We start from the raw sequence: 17,657 nt of genomic DNA, 5'->3' as shown, positions 1-17,657 counted from the left end.
CGTGCCCACAGCCGACACACCAGACCACAAGGAGACACGACATGGCAGACAGGACCGGCATCATCACCCTGCATGGCAATGGCCTCACGCTGGCCGGAACACCCGTGCAGGTGGGCCAGAAGGCCCCGAACTTCACCGTGCTCGACACCGCCCTCGCCCCGAAGACCCTCGCAGACTACGCAGGGCGCGTGCTCATCATTTCAAGCGTCCCCTCGCTGGACACCCCGGTCTGCGACATGGAAACCCGCCGCTTCAACACCGAGGCCGCAAACCTCGGCGACGTCACCATCCTCACCATCTCCACGGACCTGCCCTTCGCCCAGAAACGCTGGTGCGGCGCGGCAGGCGTGGACAAGGTCGTCACCCTCTCCGACCACCGGGACCTCTCCTTCGGCATGGCCTACGGCCTCGTCATCCGCGAACTGCGACTGCTGGCGCGCGCCGTGCTGGTGGTGGACCCAAAGGGCGTCATCGCCTACCAGCAAATCGTCGGCGAGGTCTCGCAGGAACCGGACTACGCCGCAGCCCTCACCGCAGCACGCGCCGCGCTCTGACGCGGCCACAGCGTTTGGACACAGCGAAAGACGGGCCTGCGGCAGCCGGGCAGGGGCGAAAATTTTGCCTCCGGCGGCCGGGGCGCTGCCCCGGACTCCGCTCAAGGGAATAATTCCCTTGAGAATCCTTATATATTGGAATTATTGAATAAAAGCCGCAACGTGAGCCAACAGTAACCACGCCCATCGCCTAATCGGGGTTCCAAGGGGCCAACGGCCCCTTGGCTGGCGGAGCCTACGTCTTGCACCCCTCAAAGAACGATACGCCCAGCCACAGCGCCCCCCGCGTCACACCAGCGTCAATTGGCGCGGCGCGGCGGAGCGGGCGCGGATGTAGGCCTCGACGTCGAACTTGCGGCGACAGCCGTTGCTATTCATGTAGCGGATGGAGCCGAACACGGGGCGTTCCTTCCATGGACGGTCGTGCACACCGGCGATGGACCATATGACGCCCACGTATCCGTTGGGGTCGCGCCCATCGAGCTGGTAGCGGTCGTTGAGGTGGAGCGCCGTGGCCAGCGCGTCCTCGGGTGTAGCCGACCATTCGAGAATCTTCTTGGCCCAGTACATGCGCATGTAGTTGTGCATGGTGCCCGAAGTCACGAGTTCGTGCTGGGCGGCGTTCCACAGCGGACTGTGGGTCCGCGCGGCCTCGAACTGCTCTCGCGTGTAGACGTGGGGGCGGGGGTCGGCGCGGTGGGCGTCGAGGGTGGCCAGCGCCCACGCCGGAGCGCCGGAAAGCGCATCGTAGTCGTCGTTATACAGACAGAAGTTGTCCGTCAGTTCGCGGCGCACCACGAGCTGTTCGAGGAAGGCCTCCCGGCCCTCGCCGCCGTGCCGAGCCTGCGCGGCGGCAAGCGCGGCACGCTGGGGTGCCAGTTGACCGAAGTGGAGATACGGCGACAGGCCCGAGGTGCCGTCCACGTTGGGATCGGAATGGCCCTCGGCGTAGGAGGAAAGGCCCTCGGCAATGAAAGCCAATAGCCTCGCCTCTGCCGCGTCCTCGCCTGCGGGAAGGGCCACGGGGGCGACCGTGGCGTCAACGCGTATCCAGCGCAGCGCCTCTTCGAAATCCGGTTCCGCGATGTACGGCACAGTGACGTTCGAGACCTGCGAAAGCTCCGGAAACGGTTCGAGGAATTCCGACAGCAGGCGGTGGATCTTGGGCCGGATGGTGCGGGCGGCGTACTCCTGCCGCTCCGAGACGAGCCGGGCGGGCACCACGTTGTGGGCGTCCACCTCGTGTACGGGCATGCCTGCGGCGGCGGCCACCTCGCGCAGCCACCCGCGCTTCACGCGCAGGGGGTCGAAATCGGTGACCAGTTCCGAGGCCCGCAGGTCGTGCAGAAACGACGGCAACACCTCCGGCGCGGCACCATGCAGCAGAGCGAAGGGAATGTTCAGCGCGCGCAGTCGGCCTGCCGTTTCCCGCAGGCCGCGCAGCATGAAGTCGTATTGGCGCAATGTCGCGCCGAGAAAGGTCTGCGACAGGCAAAAGGCGACCACCACGGGCACGCTCCGGGCCTGCGCACGCTCGCGGGCATGGAGCAGCGCCCAGTTGTCGCGGGCGCGCTGATCTCGGCTCATCCAGTAGACCACGGGACCGTGACCGCCCACGCCGTCGGTGACGCGGCGGACACGGCCCGGATTGACGATGTTCACGATTCGGTTCCTCTCTGCGGGGGCGTGGGCTCTGACGGCAGTATACACATATCCCCGGAATGTTCGAAGGCGGTGACGTCCCCGCGCAAAGGGCAGGCGGTCGCCCGGGCCATGCCGCGCAGCATGCCCTTGAACAGCCAGCCATGCACGGGGGCCAGCGCGTACCAGTAGGCCATGCCCCACAGGCCGCGCGGCAGGAAACGGGCTATCTGCGAAAGCTCCGTGCCGCCGTCGGGCAGGGGCGTCAACGAAAACTGGAGAATGGCCTCGCCCGGCAGCTTCATTTCCGCCAGCAGTTGCAGGCGGCGTTCGGGTTCGACCACGAGAACGCGCCAGAAGTCCAGCGCGTCGCCGGGGTGAAGATCGTCCGGATCGCGACGGCCCCGGCGAAGGCCTACCCCGCCGATAAGCCGGTCCGCAAGCCCCCGCAGCCACCACAGAACGTCGGCATGATACCAGCCGTGCGCACCGCCTATACCGCGCACGGTGCGCCAGACCTCGGCCGGGGCGCAGCCGAGCGCCACCCGGTGGTTGCATTCGAACACCGTGCCCCCGGCGTAGGGCGCGTCGCCGCAGGCCAGCCACTCCGGCGGGCGCGTCTCTCCGGCGTCCGCCCAGCAGGTTTCCACGTTCCCCTGCCGCACACGGTCCAGCGCGCGGCGGATGGCCTCGCGCACGGACAGAAGCTCTCGCGGAACGAGGGCGCGGATGTCATTCTCGCGGCAAACGACCTCGTTGCGTAGCCCCTCGGCCAGCGGTCTGGCGAGGCTGGCGGGCACCGGCGTGACAAGGTGTATCCACCACGACGACAGCGCAGGGGTGAACACCGGCACGGGCACGACAGTGCGCCGACGTAGCCCGGCCTCCTCGGCGTAGAGGGCGAATATTTCCTCGTAGTTCAGGATGTCCGGCCCGCCGATGTCGAAGGTCCGCCCCGCCGTCTGCGGCACGTCGAGACAACCGACCAGATAGCCCAGCACGTCGCTTATGGCGATGGGCTGGCACTTCGTGCGCACCCAACGCGGCGTGACCATGACGGGCAGCCGGTCCACAAGATAGCGCATGATCTCGAAGGACGCGCTGCCAGAGCCAAGGATCATGGCCGCACGCAGGCAGGTCACGGGCACCGGCCCCTCGGCCAGCACCCGCCCGGTCTCCATGCGCGAACGCAGATGCCGCGACAGGGTGGGATCGTCCTCGTCGCCCAGCCCGCCGAGGTAGATGATGCGCGACACCCCGCAGCGCGCGGCGGCCTCGGCCATGACGCGTGCCGCCTCGTGGTCGGCGCGGGCGAAATTGCGCTGGCCGGGGCGCATGGAATGCACGAGGTAGTAGGCCACCTCCACATCGGCGAGGGCAGCGGTGAGCGATTCGAGGTCACGCACGTCTGCCGCCGCCGTTTCGAGGCGCGGATGCGTGCTCCATGGTCGGCACGACAGCTTGCGCGGCGAGCGCACCACCGCGCGTACCGTGTGCCCCGCGTCGAGCAGCAGCGGCACCAGCCGTCCACCCACATAGCCACTGGCCCCGATGACGGCCACACGCCGCGCGGACGGCGACGGGGAGGAATGATGGGTGGCACTAGGCATGGAACAAGAGCCTCAATTCCACGGGGTGGGGATGCAGGTAGATCTGTCCGCCCAGATAGCTCTCGTCGTACTTGCGCACGTAGTGGTTGAGAAGCGTGAGCGGCGCAATGCGCGGCACAAGGCCCCGGCGATAGGTTTCGATCAGCTCGGAAAGCTCGGCGCGCTCGTCGGCGGAAAGCTGCCGACGGAAGTACCCCGCCGCGTGCATGAGCACGTTGGTGTGGCTCTTCACCGTGGCCCGCCGCGACAATGCGCGGGAGAGGAGCGTCAGGTACTCACAGGCGAGCGCCTCGGGGTCCATGTCGGCGGCCTGCGCCACCAGCCGTCCCATTTCGCGGTAGGCGGCCTGGTTGTGGGCAAGGATGAGCATCTTGTGCCGGGTGTGGAAGTCCACCAGCCGCCCGGTGGTCAGCCCCGCGGCCAGAAGGTCGCGCCAGCGGCGCATCACGAAGATGCGGGTGACGAAATTCTCGCGAATGCCCATGTCGTTCAACCGCCCCTCGTCCTCGAAGGGCAGGAGCGGAAAGCGCTCCATGACCATGCGCGCCCACATGCCCACACCGTCGTAGCGCGGCTGACCGCCGCCCTCGGGGTAGACCTTCACGCGCGCCATGCCGCTCGACGGCGAACGCGCCTTGAACACGTAGCCGCACAGGTCCTCGCGCTCCAGTTCGGCAAGCCTCGCCTCGCCCCACTCGCGCATGCGCCGCGTCCAGTCCTCGCCGGTCTTGCGTCCCACGAGGCGCGGGGTCTCCAAATCGCCCACCAGCCGCACGGCCTCGCGCGGGGTCCCCATGCCGCACTCCACCTCGGGGCACACGGGCACGAACTCCACAAAGGTCCCAAGCACGTCGCGCAGGTAGCGGTCGAGCTTGCCGGAGCCATCGTAGCGCACGGCGTCGCCAAGCAGGCAGCGTGCAATGCCGATGCGCAGCGGACGCGGCCCGCCCTTGGCGCAGTCCATGTCATTGTTCGCCAAACGCATATCCTCGCCACACGCGCCCGGCGCAGACGCACCGATGAAACAGGTTCGGTCCATGTCGAACGTCTCCCCTTTCCTTCCATGTTGAATTCGATGATGGCCCAGGGTACGTTGCAAGGATACACCCATTCCCGTCTCGGGAAAAGGAGCGCACATGGGCGGACATCTCGTTCTCGCTGGCGGCGGACACGCGCATGTGGCCGTCATCGCCCGGCTCGCCGAATTCATCGGCCGCGGACACAGGGTCACTGTGGTCAGTCCGGCTCCGGAACATCACTATTCCGGCATGGGACCGGGCATGCTCGGCGGGTTCTATACGCCGCGGGACATCTCCTTCCCCGTGGAAGCCATGACCCGCGCGAGCGGCGGGCAGTTCGTCCGTGGGTACGTCGTGCGCGTGGACGCCCCGGCCCGGCGCGTCCTTCTCGACGACGGCAGCCACCTCGACTACGACGTCCTCTCCCTCAACGTGGGGAGCGAGGTCCCCGCTCCCGGAGCCACCCAAGGCCCGCAGCCGGGCGTGTATCCGGTCAAGCCCATCGCCAACCTCCTCGCCGCGCGCGATGACATCCTGTCCCGCCTCGAAGTCGGCCCGGCCGAGGTGCTCGTGGTCGGCGGCGGCCCCGCCGCGCTGGAGGTGGCCGGAAACCTCTGGGCCTGCGCGCGGCGCTTCGCATCACACGCGCAGGGGCGCATGCCGCGTATCCGCGTTCTGGCCGGGCGACACTTCCTGCCCCGCCTGCCCGCCCGCGTCCGGCGCATGGCCCGTGCGTCCCTCGAAGGTCGAGGCATCGCCATCGTCGAACACGGCTACGCCACGGACATCAGCACCGGGCACGTGACACTCGAAAACCACGAGGTCTTCGAGGCCGACGTCATCATGACCGCCCTCGGCGTGCGTCCCCCGCGCTTCATCGCGGATTCCGGCCTCCCCGTGGGGCCAGACGGCGGCCTGCGGGTGGACCGCTTCCTGCGCAGCGAGCGCTACCCGAACATCCTCGGCGGCGGGGACTGCATCCATTTCGCCGAACGTCCGCTAGACAAGGTCGGCGTCTACGCCGTGCGTCAACACGGGGTATTGCCACACAATATTCTCGCCGCGCTGGAGGATTCGCCGCCCAAAGCTTTCGAGCCCGGCGGGCGCTATCTGCTCGTGTACAATCTCGGAGACGGAACGGGCATCTTCCGCAAGGGTCCGCTCGTCTTCGGCGGAACGCTGGCATGGTGGCTGAAAGACCGCATCGATAGACGCTTCATGCGCAGGTTTCTACCGAAGGACTGACCTCGCAACGAAAATTGCACATTGCGGCATCCATGCACGCCCTCCGCGCAACGGACGCCGCGCCTACTCCACCACCGCGCGCACGACGTTTCGAAACGGATTTCGCATCGCCGCCATGCGGTATCCTCTTGACAATGGGACGGCAAACGTATTCCTTCACTTGCGGCCGGAATGCCTTCGCACAGGCAATCGCCAGTCCGGCCCTCTCCCGGGGATGCATGCGGACCAGCGCAACAGGATGCACAGTCCGTTGCTGCAACATCCGCCGCCCCGCCGTAGCGAGACCTTCGTCCGCACGGCTGGTCGGCTCGATGGAATTCCGCGTCTCCCGCCCCGAACGTGGCTCGCCCGCGCGGTCCGCCGCCGATAGCGAGGCCTCCGAGGATAACGCCGTCCGCGGCAAACGCGTCCGTGCGGTGCGCGTGAAATGCACCGCGCAAGGCTTCCGCGGCATGTTCCGGAAGCCCGACTACAGACATCGGGAACGTACGGCCCGCTTCACAAGCCAAGGGAGAAGTGCGTCGGCATCGAAGCGCCCACGGTGAGCACCCTGCTCCCGCGCGGCAGGCCGCTGCCCGCCCTCCCCGCCGTCGCCCGAAACAGCGGCACCGCGACTGCAGCGTTACGACGCTGCCGCGGCATTGCGACCCCTCTTGTGCCATATGACCCTGCCCCGAAGCCCGTCCGGCCGCGTCATGCGCCGAAAACGGCCCGGTCCGTCCACCCCGCGAACGCGGTGCGGAAGAGGCCCGGAAGAACAAAGATTTTGCGGGGCTAGTCAAAATAGTGAAAGCATGGCAAAGAATTAGGGGTCGAGTTACGTAAACGTTTACGAGGAAACGTGTTGCATGAGTGAAGACCACAACATCTTTGGCCTGAAGTCCCCCAAGCGCAAGGCCGCCCAGCCCCAGCAGGACGCGGCCCCCAAGGACGTGCAGAAGCCCGCCGAGCAGGCGGCACCCGCACCCGAGGCAGCGGCCAAGCCCGCACCCGAGGCGAAGGCCAAACCCGCGACCATGGCCGCCGCCGTCGCCGCAGAGCAGGACGAGAAACCCGCCCGCTCCCGCCGTCCGCGCCGCAGACGCTCGTCGCGCTCCCGCCGTCCGGAAGGCCAGCAGCCCACCGAAACCATTTCCGAAACCCCCGCAGCGGCCATCGCCGAGGCACCCATCGAACCCGCGCCCTTTGAGACCTTGGAGCCACCTCTGGCTCCCGAAGCCGAACAGGCGCTCCCCGCATCCGACACCGGAGAATCAATCATCGTAGAATCAACCCCCACGGCCGAACCCGTGCGCCCCGCCAGCCGCCGCGCACCCCGCCAGTCCGAAGCTGCAACTCCCGCCCCAAAGCCCGCTCACGAGCGTCAGGAGGTGGTCGAGATGCCCGAGGACGAGTCCCTGCCCGAAATCACCCTCGAAGAGCTGCCCGAACCGCTTCAGCAGGCCTGCGCCCGCGCCGGATGGACGGCCCTCATGCCCGTGCAGGCCAAGGCCATCCCCTACCTGCTCGCCGGACGCGATCTCATGATCCAGTCCCGCACCGGCAGCGGCAAGACCGGCAGCTTCGGCCTGCCCATCCTCGGCCGCATCAAAGCCGAGCGCAACGAGTGTCAGGCGCTGGTGCTCGTCCCCACGCGTGAGCTCGCCCAGCAGGTCGCCCGCGAAATCGAACTCATCTCGGCGGGCACCGGCGTGCGCACCGTGGCCGTCTTCGGCGGCACCGGCTACGCCACGCAGCTCGAAGCCTTCCGGCAGGGCGCGCACGTCGTCGTGGGCACCCCCGGCCGAGTGCTCGACCACCTGCTGCGCGGCTCCCTGAATCTCGGCGGGCTGGACACCCTCGTCTTCGACGAGGCCGACCGCATGCTGTCCATCGGCTTCTACCCGGACATGAAGCAGGTCCAGCGCTACCTGCCACGCCGCCGCATCAACATGCTCATGACCTCCGCCACCTACCCGCACCACGTGCTGCGGCTGGCTGGCGAATTCATGGATCGCCCCCGCCTGCTCTCCCTCTCCGGCGAGCAGGTCCACGTGGCCGACACCCCGCACGTCTACTACGAATGCCCGGCCATGCAGAAGGACCGCGCGCTGGTTCGCATCATCGAACTCAAAAACCCGGCCACGGGCTTCATCTTCTGCAACACTAAGCAGCACGTGCACTACCTGACCACCGTGCTCCAGCGCTTCGGCTACGACGCCGACGAGCTTTCCGGCGACCTCACGCAGGTCAAGCGCGAGCAGGTTCTCGAACGGTTGCGCACCGGTAACCTCCGCTTCCTCGTTGCCACCGACGTTGCAGCCCGAGGCATCGACGTGCCCGACATCTCCCACGTGTTCCTCTACGAGCCGCCGGACGATCACGAGGTCTACATCCACCGCGCCGGACGCACCGGTCGCGCCGGAGCCACCGGCGAGGTCATCTCCCTTGTCGATGTCATGGAGCGCCTCGCCCTCGAACGCATCGCCAAGACCTACAAGATCAAGCTCGAAAAACGCGACCTGCCCTCGGACGACGATCTCGCCGCAGCCGTCGGCATCCGCGTGACCGCGCTGCTCGAAGCCCGCATCCGCGAACTGGACAACGTCACCCGCGAGCGCATCCAGCGCTTCGTGCCCCTCGTGCGCTCCCTCAGCGAACACGAGGACATCGTCCAGCTCGTGGCCATGCTCCTCGACGAGTGTTACCAGAAGACCCTGCACTCCACGCCCCAGCCCCCCGCGCCCAAGCCGCCCAAGCCGCGCGAGGAACGACGCGAACGTCGCGAGCGCAAGCCCGCGCCCGCCCGCAACGAAGAGGAGCGTATCGAGGACGCACAGGACGAATCCGAATCCCCCGCGCCCAAGAAGCGCAAGCGCCGTCGCCGCAAGCCCCGCACCGGAGAGGCCGCCGAAAATGGCGCGCCCCAGACACCCTCGCAGGCGGCCGCACCCCGTACCCCCGAGGCCAGCCAGAATGGCGACGCCCCCGAGGGTGACGCCCCGGCCAAGCGCCGTCGCCCCCGCAAGCGCCGCCGCAAGCCGCGCACCGGCGAAGGCTCCGCTCCGCAGGAGACCTCCGGCGGAAGCGACGACGAATAGCCGATCCCGCTACGCCATGAACGCACAGGGGACCGTCCGACAAGGACGGTCCCCTTTTTCGTGCCCGCGCGGCGGACGCGGCATGTCGTGCTGTCGCTGTAGGCGGGGCGTATCGTTCGTTGACAGGTGCAAGACGTAGGCTCCGCCGGCCAAGGGGCCGCTGGCCCCCTGGACCCCCGATTTGCGATAAACGTTGGGTGCCGTGGAAATCCATGCTGCTTTGCGCGACGAAGCCCTAATTGGGATTCTCAAGGGCCCACGGCCCTTGAGCGGGTCCGGGGCAGCGCCCCGGTCGCCGAAGGCATTTTTCCTTCTCACCTCGCCCGGCAACCGGAGGCCATTCACGCGAGCCTGACGGCCGTTTCGACATGGCGCGAACCGTGTCGTTTGTGTTCATATCTCATACAACCTACTATTTTAATTAGCTAAATTATGAACACGCCCCCAAGGTGTCCGGGAGGCGACCTTGCGGGCTTGGGCGGGGGCGTGTATGTGGGCAGAAGCGGGGCGGAGCATGCGCCGCAAATACATTTTCAGGAGTTGCGACATGGAGAACGTGGAAAACGCGGAGAAGTCCTACGAGGAAAGCCTCGCTTCCGATATCTTCAACATGATCCAGTCGGCGAAGGAAAGCGGTCTGGACGTTGACGATGGATTCCAGAACGAGCCGTTCGCGACATCGGAACTGGCCATCCGGTATCTGTTCTACCCCAAGCGGCACCTGATGCAGGTTCCCGGCATGCCCGACGCGCAGCGCCGCAAGCTCAAGACCTCGAACATCCTCGCGCAGGTCGTCGTGGCCAAGAAGCTGGTGGGCATCCACATCATCTGGTCCTCGACCAAGGCCTTCGCGGACATCGCGACCGAGGCCGAGGTGTTGGCAGGCATCGACACCAAAGCGCTGGCCGCATACAAGGAACATGTGGCGCAGGCCCTTCGCGACGACTTCGCCAAGGCCGCCGCAGCCGCCGAGGCCGCATCCAACGTAACGCAGTAGCCCGGCCCACACGGTTTTTCCGCAAAAAATCCGCCGCGCGTGGATTTTGCGCTTGCCAAACGGGGGCGTCCAAGGCTATAGACGTCTCTCCCGTGCCGAAGTGGTGGAATTGGTAGACACGCTAGGTTCAGGGTCTAGTGAGCGTTCGCTCGTGGGAGTTCGACTCTCCCCTTCGGCACCACCAAAATGGTGCTCTGGCTCCGGTCCACCCCGGAGCCTTTTTTTTGCCCTGCGCCCAGAAAAAATCCCTTCCGGCGTACACTCCCGTCATTCGAGCCTTTCCGTATCCAGCCCCGCAACCCCGCACTTTTCGCCGCATTTCGAATGCCTTGAGCATGCACGCCCATGCGTGCTAGGCTCATTGCAAACATCCGCACAGAACATCCGGCATCACGGACTTCAACCGGAGGACCGACAATGCCCGACCTGCGTCTCTGGAGCGACAGGCAGCTCTCGCGAATCAAGGAGGACATGGACCAGCTGTTCGACAGCTTCTGCATGGATCTCGGCCTGCCTTCCGTCTCCTGCCTTCACGCCGACGGACTGGAAATCCGCAAGGAACAAGACAGCGTGACCGTCACCCTGCCCCTCCCCGGATTCTCCATCGAAGACATCGACGTCTCCCTGACCGAAACCACGCTCACCGTGACCGCCCGCCGCGAAAGCCCGGCCGGGGTGGAGGGCGTGCGCAGGCAGCTCCAGTTGCCCTGCCGCATCAGCACGGAGAACGCGTCGGCCGTGTTCAAGGACGACGTGCTGACCATCATCCTCGCCAAATGCGATCCGGCATCCGCAAAGCGCGTAGCAATCTCGACCCGGTAACCCTCGCAACGGAGGTTTCGCATGGCTCCGAAGAAGCTGCCCTCCGGCCTGACCCCGGCCCAGCTCAGATGGAAGCTCGATCCCGATTCCCTTCCCTTCGCCACCACCAACGACCTCGAACCGCAGACCGACATCATCGGCCAAAAGCGCGGCGTCGAGGCCTTCCGCTTCGGTATGGGCATGGTCCGCAAGGGCTACAACATCTTCGTGACCGGCGCGGCAGGAAGCGGCCGTCTGGCCACGGTGAAGAAGCTCCTGCGGGAGCTCTCGCGCACGGACCAGCCACCAGAGGACCTGTGCTACGTCAACGACTTCAAGCGGCAGGAGTCGCCAATTCTCCTGCAATTCAAGGCGGGTGACGGCTCGCGCTTTTCCAAGGCCATGTCGGAGTTTCTGGACAGCCTCAAGCGCGACCTGCCTCAGCTTTTCGAGAGCGAGGAATACATCGCCCGCAAGAACGCCATCCACGAGGCGCACGAGCGCAGGGTCCGCGAGTTCTATAAGGACGTCGAGGACAAGGTGAAGGACTCGGACCTCGTGGTGGTCAACATGCAGATGGGACCGATACAGCGCCCGGACATCCTCCCTCTGGTGGACGGCGAGCCCAAGCGGCTGGTGGAGATGGAGGAACTGGTCGAGAAGGGACGCTTTCCGCGCGAGGAATTCGAAAGCATCAAGGAGCGCAGGCTCAGGCTCAAGGAGGAACTGGACTTCATCGTCCAGCAGGTGCGCGCCCTTCAGAAGGAAGTGGCAAAGAAGCACGAGGAAGTGGACCGCCTCATGTTCATGGCGCTGGCCAACGACCTGCTGCGCGCCGTGCGCACGGCTTTTCAGGACGAAAAGGTCGGCGCCTACCTCGACGCCATGCTCGAACACATGGTGGAGCACCTCGACGACCTGCGCATGATGGGTGCAAAGCCTCAGGGACCGCTACCCATCATGGTCGCGTCGCCGGAAGCGGTGCTGCATCCCTACAAGGTCAATCTCCTCGTGGACAATAGCGAACTCAAGGGACCTCCGGTCATCATCGAATCCTATCCCACCTACCGCAACCTGTTCGGCTCCATCGAACGCATCATGGAACCCGGCGGCGGCTGGCGCACGGACTTCACAAAAATCAAGGCCGGCTCGTTCATCCGCGCCAACGGCGGCTATCTCGTCATCAATCTGATGGACGCCATCATGGAACCCGGCGTGTGGCAGACACTCAAGCGCTCCCTCAAGACGGAGCAGATAGAAATCCAGACCTACGACCCCTACTACTTCTTCACGGCCACGGGCCTCAAGCCCGAACCCATCCCCATGAAGGTGAAGGTGGTGGTGATGGGCGATCCGTGGATTTACACACTGCTGCGCCACTACGACGAGGACATGCCCAAGATATTCAAGGTGCGCGCGGACTACGAGTCGTCCATGGACCGCACGGACGACGCCGTGACGCAAGTGGCACGCTTCATCCGCGCGGAGCAGGACAAGGACGGCTTCAAGCCTTTCGACGCCTCGGGCGTGGCGCGGGTGGTGGAACACGCCGTGCGCATGGCTGGACGCCGCGAGAAGCTGAGCACAGCCTTCCCCATCCTTTCGGACCTGCTGGCCGAAGCGGACTTCTTCGCCACCAGCGACAAGGCGTCCACGGTCGCCGCCCGGCACGTGGAAGCGGCCATCGACGCAAAGATCTACCGCACCAACCAGATCGAGGAGCGCCTGCAGGAACTCATTGATCGCGGCACCATCTTCGTGGATACCGACGGTGCGGTGGTGGGACAGGTTAACGGACTGGCCGTCTACTCCATGGGCGACTACATGTTCGGCAAGCCGTCGCGCATCACCGCCGTGACCGCCCTCGGGCGCGAAGGTATCATCAACATCGAACGCGAGGCCAAGCTCTCCGGGCCGACGCACAACAAGGGCATGCTCATCCTCTCCGGCTTCCTGCGCAGCCGCTATGCGCAGGACAAGCCCCTCTCCCTCTCGGCCTCCATCACCTTCGAGCAGTCCTACGGTGGCATTGACGGCGACTCGGCATCCAGCACGGAACTCTACGCCCTGCTCTCCAGTCTGTCCGGAAAGCCCCTGCGGCAGGACATCGCCGTGACCGGCTCCGTAAACCAGATGGGCGAGGTGCAGCCCATCGGCGGCGTGAACGAAAAGATCGAAGGCTTCTTCCTGTGCTGCAAGCACGCGGGCCTCACCGGGCGGCAGGGCGTCATGATCCCCCACGCCAACGAAAAGGACCTCATGCTGCGCCCGGAAGTGGTCGAGGCGGTGGCCGACGGGAACTTCCACGTGTGGAGCGTACGCACCATCGACGAGGGCATCGAACTGCTCACCGGCACCCGCGCGGGCAAGCGCGGCAAGGGCGGCCACTACCCCAAGGGCAGCATCAACGCGCTGGTGGACGAACGCCTCCACAACCTCGCGGAAGAAATCCAGAAGTTCGGCAAGGATGACGGGAAAACCGCAAAGGACAATGGACCGGCCGAAACATCACAACCCACCCCGCCCAAGGACGGGCCGCAGGATGAGCCTGACAAGTAATTCTATTCAGCCGTTGATATCTTTTCCTGATTTGTAGCTGATCAAACGAAGCTACAATATATTGATACGCCCCATTAAGACGCCACATGTAAAAGTGGCCTCATTTCTTGGGCCGTTTCTAAAACCATACGAGCAAAGAGTTAACAATTCCTTTTATATATAAAGATCCTATGCTTTCGGTTAAAACGCACGACTCGGTCAACAACCTTCGGAAATGCGCAGGCAAGAAATGAAAAAATCTTATAGAAGATATATTTTCTTTTTGTTCGCGCAACGCTTTTACAATGAAAAACAGATCCCGTCCTGCAAGTAACGTCATTATAAATATCAGGATCTATCAATTTTACATTGATATCCCTAAATTTTTGAATACCGAGCCCTCTATTAAAATCAATATTCACAGACAAGATATCGCTAAGAGCCTTTTGGTCTGACACCTGCCCGCCAGCGCAAGCTTCACCCCAACGGGCAATAAATTCCATTACGGCATCATTATATGCAAAATACATAAAACCGGAATTCAAAAGCCCATTTTTCAATATATGAGGCTTATTCTCACGTCTTCCCCGAGGGGTTACACACAAATCAACGCCCTCGAACACTGATGCGTCAATATCCCCAACCAACAAACAATCGGAATCTATACAAATACATCCCCGCCCAGTTTTTTTCAAAAAATCAGCCACACAAAGAGGCTTATGATTCGCTATAATATGATTATTTGCATCAAACTTTTTAAAATCAGTTCCAGCGTCAAACTTAAAATCCGCACAAGGATGTTTTTCTTCACAAGGATCTATATCATAGACAAAAACACGAAGATTGCTTCGCTTCTCTGCCGTCCTTTTCAGCACTGCAGAATATTTCATAAAAGAATGATCTGCACATGTTATCACATTCAGCATATTCGCCACCTCTAACGCGAAGAGCTACATCAAAGAAAATCCAGCCGCAACCATAAATCACCGCCCTGTATCAACGCACATCTCAACCAGACAACCAACTCGCCATACAACTAACCAACCACAACGAAAAAGGGCTTCCAGTCTGCACTGGAAGCCCTTGTCTTTCGATATGGTGCCGAAGGGGAGAGTCGAACTCCCACGAGCGAACGCTCACTAGACCCTGAACCTAGCGTGTCTACCAATTCCACCACTTCGGCACTTTGTGGACGCTTTCTATATCGCCGGGGGATGCCGTTGGCAAGCCATTTTTGCCGAAAAATTTTAGCGTTTGATTTCGGGCTGTTGGCAACGCATCGCAAAGCGTTTTTCCTCTGCGCTTGAATGCGATACCTTTTTACGGTAGTCCATGCCCTGCTTTCATCCCCGACCACAAAGGCATCACCCAATGATCGTCATCAGAGACATAGAAGACATCCGCGGTACCCTTCGGGGCGCCTGCGCCACCATCGGCAACTTCGACGGCGTGCACAAGGGGCATCAGAAGCTCATTGCCCGCACCCGTGACAAGGCGCTGACCAACCGCCAGGAGTGCGTGGTCATCACCTTCGAACCGCATCCCCTGCGCGTTCTGGCCGGAAAGAACACCCCTCCCTTCATCACCCTGCTGGACCAGAAGCTCGAACTCATAAGCGCCATGGGCGTGGAGCTGTGCGTCGTCCTCGAATTCTCGCGCTGCATGGCCGCGCTGACGCCGGACGATTTCGTCCGCCGCTACCTCGTGGATGGGCTGAACGTGAAAGAGCTGGTCATCGGCTACGACTACGCCTTCGGCAAGGGTCGCAGCGGCAATTTCGAGGTATTGAGTGAACTGGGGCTGAAGTACGGCTTCGGCGTGGAGCGTGTCGGTCCCTACATGCATGGCGACGCCATCGTCAGCTCCACCCGCATCCGCGATCTGGTCCGCGCTGGCAACGTGTGGGACGCCCGCCCCCTCTTGGGACGTTTCTACACCGTGGTCGGCAAGGTCGAACACGGCGCGAACCGCGGCGGCAGGCTCCTCGGATTCCCCACTGCCAACCTCAAGCTGGTGGACGAACTGTGCCCCGGCATGGGCGTATATGCGGTGTGGGCCACCGTTGGCGGACGCACCATGCCCGCCGTGGCCAACATCGGCTACAACCCGACCTTCGGGAACGAGGCCATGTCCGTCGAGGTGCACATCATGGACTTCGAGGCCGACCTCTACGGGGCGGACCTCACGGTGCGCTTCGTGCAGCGCCTGCGCTCCGAGCGCAAGTTCGACGGCCTCGACCAACTGACGGAGCAGATTGCCAAGGATATCAGCCTGGCTAGGACCATCCTCGCCAGTTCGGACGCGCAGATTTAGACCATGCTCACCCGGCCCATGAAAATTCTCTATTCCATGTTCGGCGGCGCGACCATGCGCTGGATCGGACTCTCACTCGGCGTGGGCGTGTTCTCGGGCCTGGCCGCCGTCCTGTTCTTCTCCGGCGTGGAATTCCTGAAATTCATCCTGCTGCACAAGCTGGCGGGCCTCACCCTGCCCGCTCCGGCAGGTGAGGAGATATTCCATGGTCCGGCCGGAGCGTTCCGCCCGTGGCTCATCCCCATCATGACCTCGGCCGTGGGCATCCTCACAGGCTGGCTGGTCGTGAAGTTCATCCCCGAGACCATCGGCGGCGGCACGGACGGCACGGACTCCATGATCAACGCCTTCCACAACAAGGAAGGCCGCATCCGCCCGCTGGTGGGACTCATCAAGGGCCTCACCGCCGTTTTGACCATCACCACCGGCGGCAGCGCGGGCCGCGAGGGGCCCATATCGCAGGTAGGCGCGACCATCGGCAGCTTCATCGCCGACCGCTTCAAGTTGACCACCAAGGAGCGCCGCATCATGCTGCTGGCAGGCGCGGCGGGCGGCCTCGGCGCGATCTTCCGCGCCCCGCTTGGCGGCGCGCTCACGGCCATCGAAGTCATCTACAAAGAGGACTTCGAATCCGAAGCGGTGCTGCCTTCGGTCATCTCGTCGGTCATCGCGTATTCGCTGTTCTCGCTCTTCTTCGGCACGGAGCCGATTTTCGGCATTCCGGAGTTCCAGTTCACCAACGCGTTGGAACTGCCCTTCTACGTGTTCATGGCCTTCTTCTGCTCGTTCACGGGCTGGTTCTACATCCGCACCTTCGAATTCGTGAAATTCAAGGTGTTCGAGCCGCTCTCGCTCCGGATAGGCGTCATGTGGACCATGGGTCTTGGCGGCCTGTGCATGGGTCTCATGGGTATGGCCTTCCCGCAGGTGCTGACCGGCGGCTACGGATGGCTGGAACTGGCCATCAAGGGCGAACTGGCCATATCCGTCATGCTCGCCATCCTCGTGGGCAAGACGCTGGCCACCTCGGTGACCATAGGCTCCGGCATGAGCGGCGGCATGTTCGCCCCGGCCCTGTTTGTGGGCGGCATGAGCGGCGGTCTGGTGGGCTATTTCTCCCACCGCCATTTCCCGGACATCGTCACCCAGCCCGGCGGCTACGTGCTGGTGGGCATGGCGGCCTTCTTCGCGGGCGTGGCCAACGCGCCCATCGGCCCCATGGTCATGGTCTGCGAACTCACGCAGGGCTACGGCCTGCTGGCTCCGCTGATGCTGGCCAGCGTGGTGTGCATCGTGCTCGGCAAGAAGACCTCGCTCTACGAGAATCAGGTCGAGAACAAGTTCGAATCGCCCGCCCACATTGAGGACATGACCATAAACGTCCTCGAAGGCCTCTACGTGAAGGACTTCTTCCGCCCCGGCCGCGTGACCACGCTGGAGGAAGGCACCACCCTCAAGGCCCTCACCGACATCATTGTCGGCTCCAACGAACTGTATTTCCCCATCAAGAATCAGGACGGCGTCATCACCGGTATCCTCGGCATGAAGGACGTGCGCAAGGTGCTCTACGAGACCTGCCTCTACGACCTCATCGTGGTGCGCGATCTGGCCGGAAAGCCGGCCACCCTCTTGCCAAAGGACGACCTGTACACCGCCCTCATGAAGTTCGTGGACACGGACTACGGCCAGATTCCCGTGGTCCATCCCGACGATACGAACATCATCCTCGGGCTGCTGAACCGCGATGACGTGTTCAACGCCTACCGCAAGGCCATCACCAGCATCGGGGAATAAATCAAATCCTGCGTAAAGAAAGAGGGCGTGGACCATGTGGTCCGCGCCCTCTTCTTATCTATGGT

The 17,657-nt window shown here is 63.6% G+C and carries 12 protein-coding genes and 2 tRNA genes; 9 read left to right on the top strand and 5 right to left on the bottom strand.

Features of this window, described 5'->3' with window-relative positions; translation table 11 throughout:
• Positions 1-41 precede the first annotated feature (41 nt).
• The gene (gene tpx / locus GGQ74_RS08445; RefSeq protein WP_167941133.1) at positions 42-554 is read left to right on the top strand and encodes a thiol peroxidase; all 513 of its coding nucleotides are present in this window, start codon (positions 42-44) and stop codon (positions 552-554) included.
• Positions 555-842: 288 nt separating this feature from the next.
• Here the strand turns inward: tpx and GGQ74_RS08440 are convergent, their stop codons facing one another.
• Genes GGQ74_RS08440 through GGQ74_RS08430 form a run of 3 tightly spaced genes read right to left on the bottom strand, consistent with a single transcriptional unit; the run spans position 843 to position 4,790 of the window.
• Positions 843-2,216 carry a deoxyribodipyrimidine photo-lyase gene (locus GGQ74_RS08440; protein ID WP_342448603.1) on the bottom strand — a complete coding sequence of 458 codons (1,374 nt, stop codon included), beginning with the start codon at positions 2,214-2,216 and terminating at the stop codon, positions 843-845.
• Positions 2,213-3,805 carry an SDR family oxidoreductase gene (locus GGQ74_RS08435; protein ID WP_167941132.1) on the bottom strand — a complete coding sequence of 531 codons (1,593 nt, stop codon included), beginning with the start codon at positions 3,803-3,805 and terminating at the stop codon, positions 2,213-2,215. Before GGQ74_RS08435 ends, GGQ74_RS08440 begins: the two co-directional genes overlap by 4 nt.
• Positions 3,798-4,790, bottom strand: coding sequence for a YbgA family protein (locus GGQ74_RS08430; RefSeq protein WP_425338092.1), 993 nt, complete (start codon positions 4,788-4,790; stop codon positions 3,798-3,800). Before GGQ74_RS08430 ends, GGQ74_RS08435 begins: the two co-directional genes overlap by 8 nt.
• Before the next feature lie 151 nt (positions 4,791-4,941).
• On the opposite strand from GGQ74_RS08430, the gene GGQ74_RS08425 reads away from it, so the two are divergent.
• From GGQ74_RS08425 to GGQ74_RS08400, 6 genes are all read left to right on the top strand, one after another.
• Entirely contained in the window at positions 4,942-6,069 is a 1,128-nt protein-coding gene (locus tag GGQ74_RS08425) for an NAD(P)/FAD-dependent oxidoreductase (RefSeq protein WP_167941130.1), read from the top strand.
• Positions 6,070-7,448: 1,379 nt separating this feature from the next.
• Positions 7,449-9,149, top strand: coding sequence for a DEAD/DEAH box helicase (locus GGQ74_RS08420; RefSeq protein ID WP_245168248.1), 1,701 nt, complete (start codon positions 7,449-7,451; stop codon positions 9,147-9,149).
• Positions 9,150-9,696: 547 nt separating this feature from the next.
• On the top strand, positions 9,697-10,146 hold the full coding sequence (locus GGQ74_RS08415) for a hypothetical protein (protein WP_167941129.1): 450 nt from the start codon (positions 9,697-9,699) through the stop codon (positions 10,144-10,146).
• Between the two features lie 94 nt (positions 10,147-10,240).
• A tRNA-Leu gene (locus GGQ74_RS08410) sits at positions 10,241-10,327 on the top strand.
• Positions 10,328-10,563: 236 nt separating this feature from the next.
• Entirely contained in the window at positions 10,564-10,968 is a 405-nt protein-coding gene (locus GGQ74_RS08405; RefSeq protein WP_167941128.1) for an Hsp20/alpha crystallin family protein, read from the top strand.
• Between the two features lie 21 nt (positions 10,969-10,989).
• A complete protein-coding gene (locus tag GGQ74_RS08400; RefSeq protein WP_167941127.1) occupies positions 10,990-13,506 on the top strand; it encodes a Lon protease family protein in 2,517 nt (838 codons plus the stop codon).
• A gap of 140 nt (positions 13,507-13,646) precedes the next feature.
• On the opposite strand, the gene GGQ74_RS08395 is transcribed toward GGQ74_RS08400, so the two are convergent.
• The gene (locus tag GGQ74_RS08395; RefSeq protein WP_167941126.1) at positions 13,647-14,411 is read right to left on the bottom strand and encodes a putative nucleotide-diphospho-sugar transferase; all 765 of its coding nucleotides are present in this window, start codon (positions 14,409-14,411) and stop codon (positions 13,647-13,649) included.
• Positions 14,412-14,581: 170 nt separating this feature from the next.
• Positions 14,582-14,668: transfer RNA gene (locus GGQ74_RS08390), tRNA-Leu, on the bottom strand.
• Between the two features lie 188 nt (positions 14,669-14,856).
• Here GGQ74_RS08390 and GGQ74_RS08385 point away from each other — a divergent pair.
• Together GGQ74_RS08385 and GGQ74_RS08380 are read left to right on the top strand one after the other, a co-directional pair.
• Positions 14,857-15,798 carry a bifunctional riboflavin kinase/FAD synthetase gene (locus tag GGQ74_RS08385; protein WP_167941125.1) on the top strand — a complete coding sequence of 314 codons (942 nt, stop codon included), beginning with the start codon at positions 14,857-14,859 and terminating at the stop codon, positions 15,796-15,798.
• Between the two features lie 3 nt (positions 15,799-15,801).
• The gene (locus GGQ74_RS08380) at positions 15,802-17,592 is read left to right on the top strand and encodes a chloride channel protein (RefSeq protein ID WP_167941124.1); all 1,791 of its coding nucleotides are present in this window, start codon (positions 15,802-15,804) and stop codon (positions 17,590-17,592) included.
• The last annotated feature ends 65 nt before the right edge of the window (positions 17,593-17,657 follow it).

It is taken from the genome of Desulfobaculum xiamenense, assembly GCF_011927665.1.
GTDB classification, from domain to species: Bacteria; Desulfobacterota; Desulfovibrionia; order Desulfovibrionales; family Desulfovibrionaceae; genus Desulfobaculum; species Desulfobaculum xiamenense.
The sequence above is the reverse complement of the archived record's forward strand: the minus strand, read 5'-3'. Positions and strand labels throughout refer to the sequence as shown.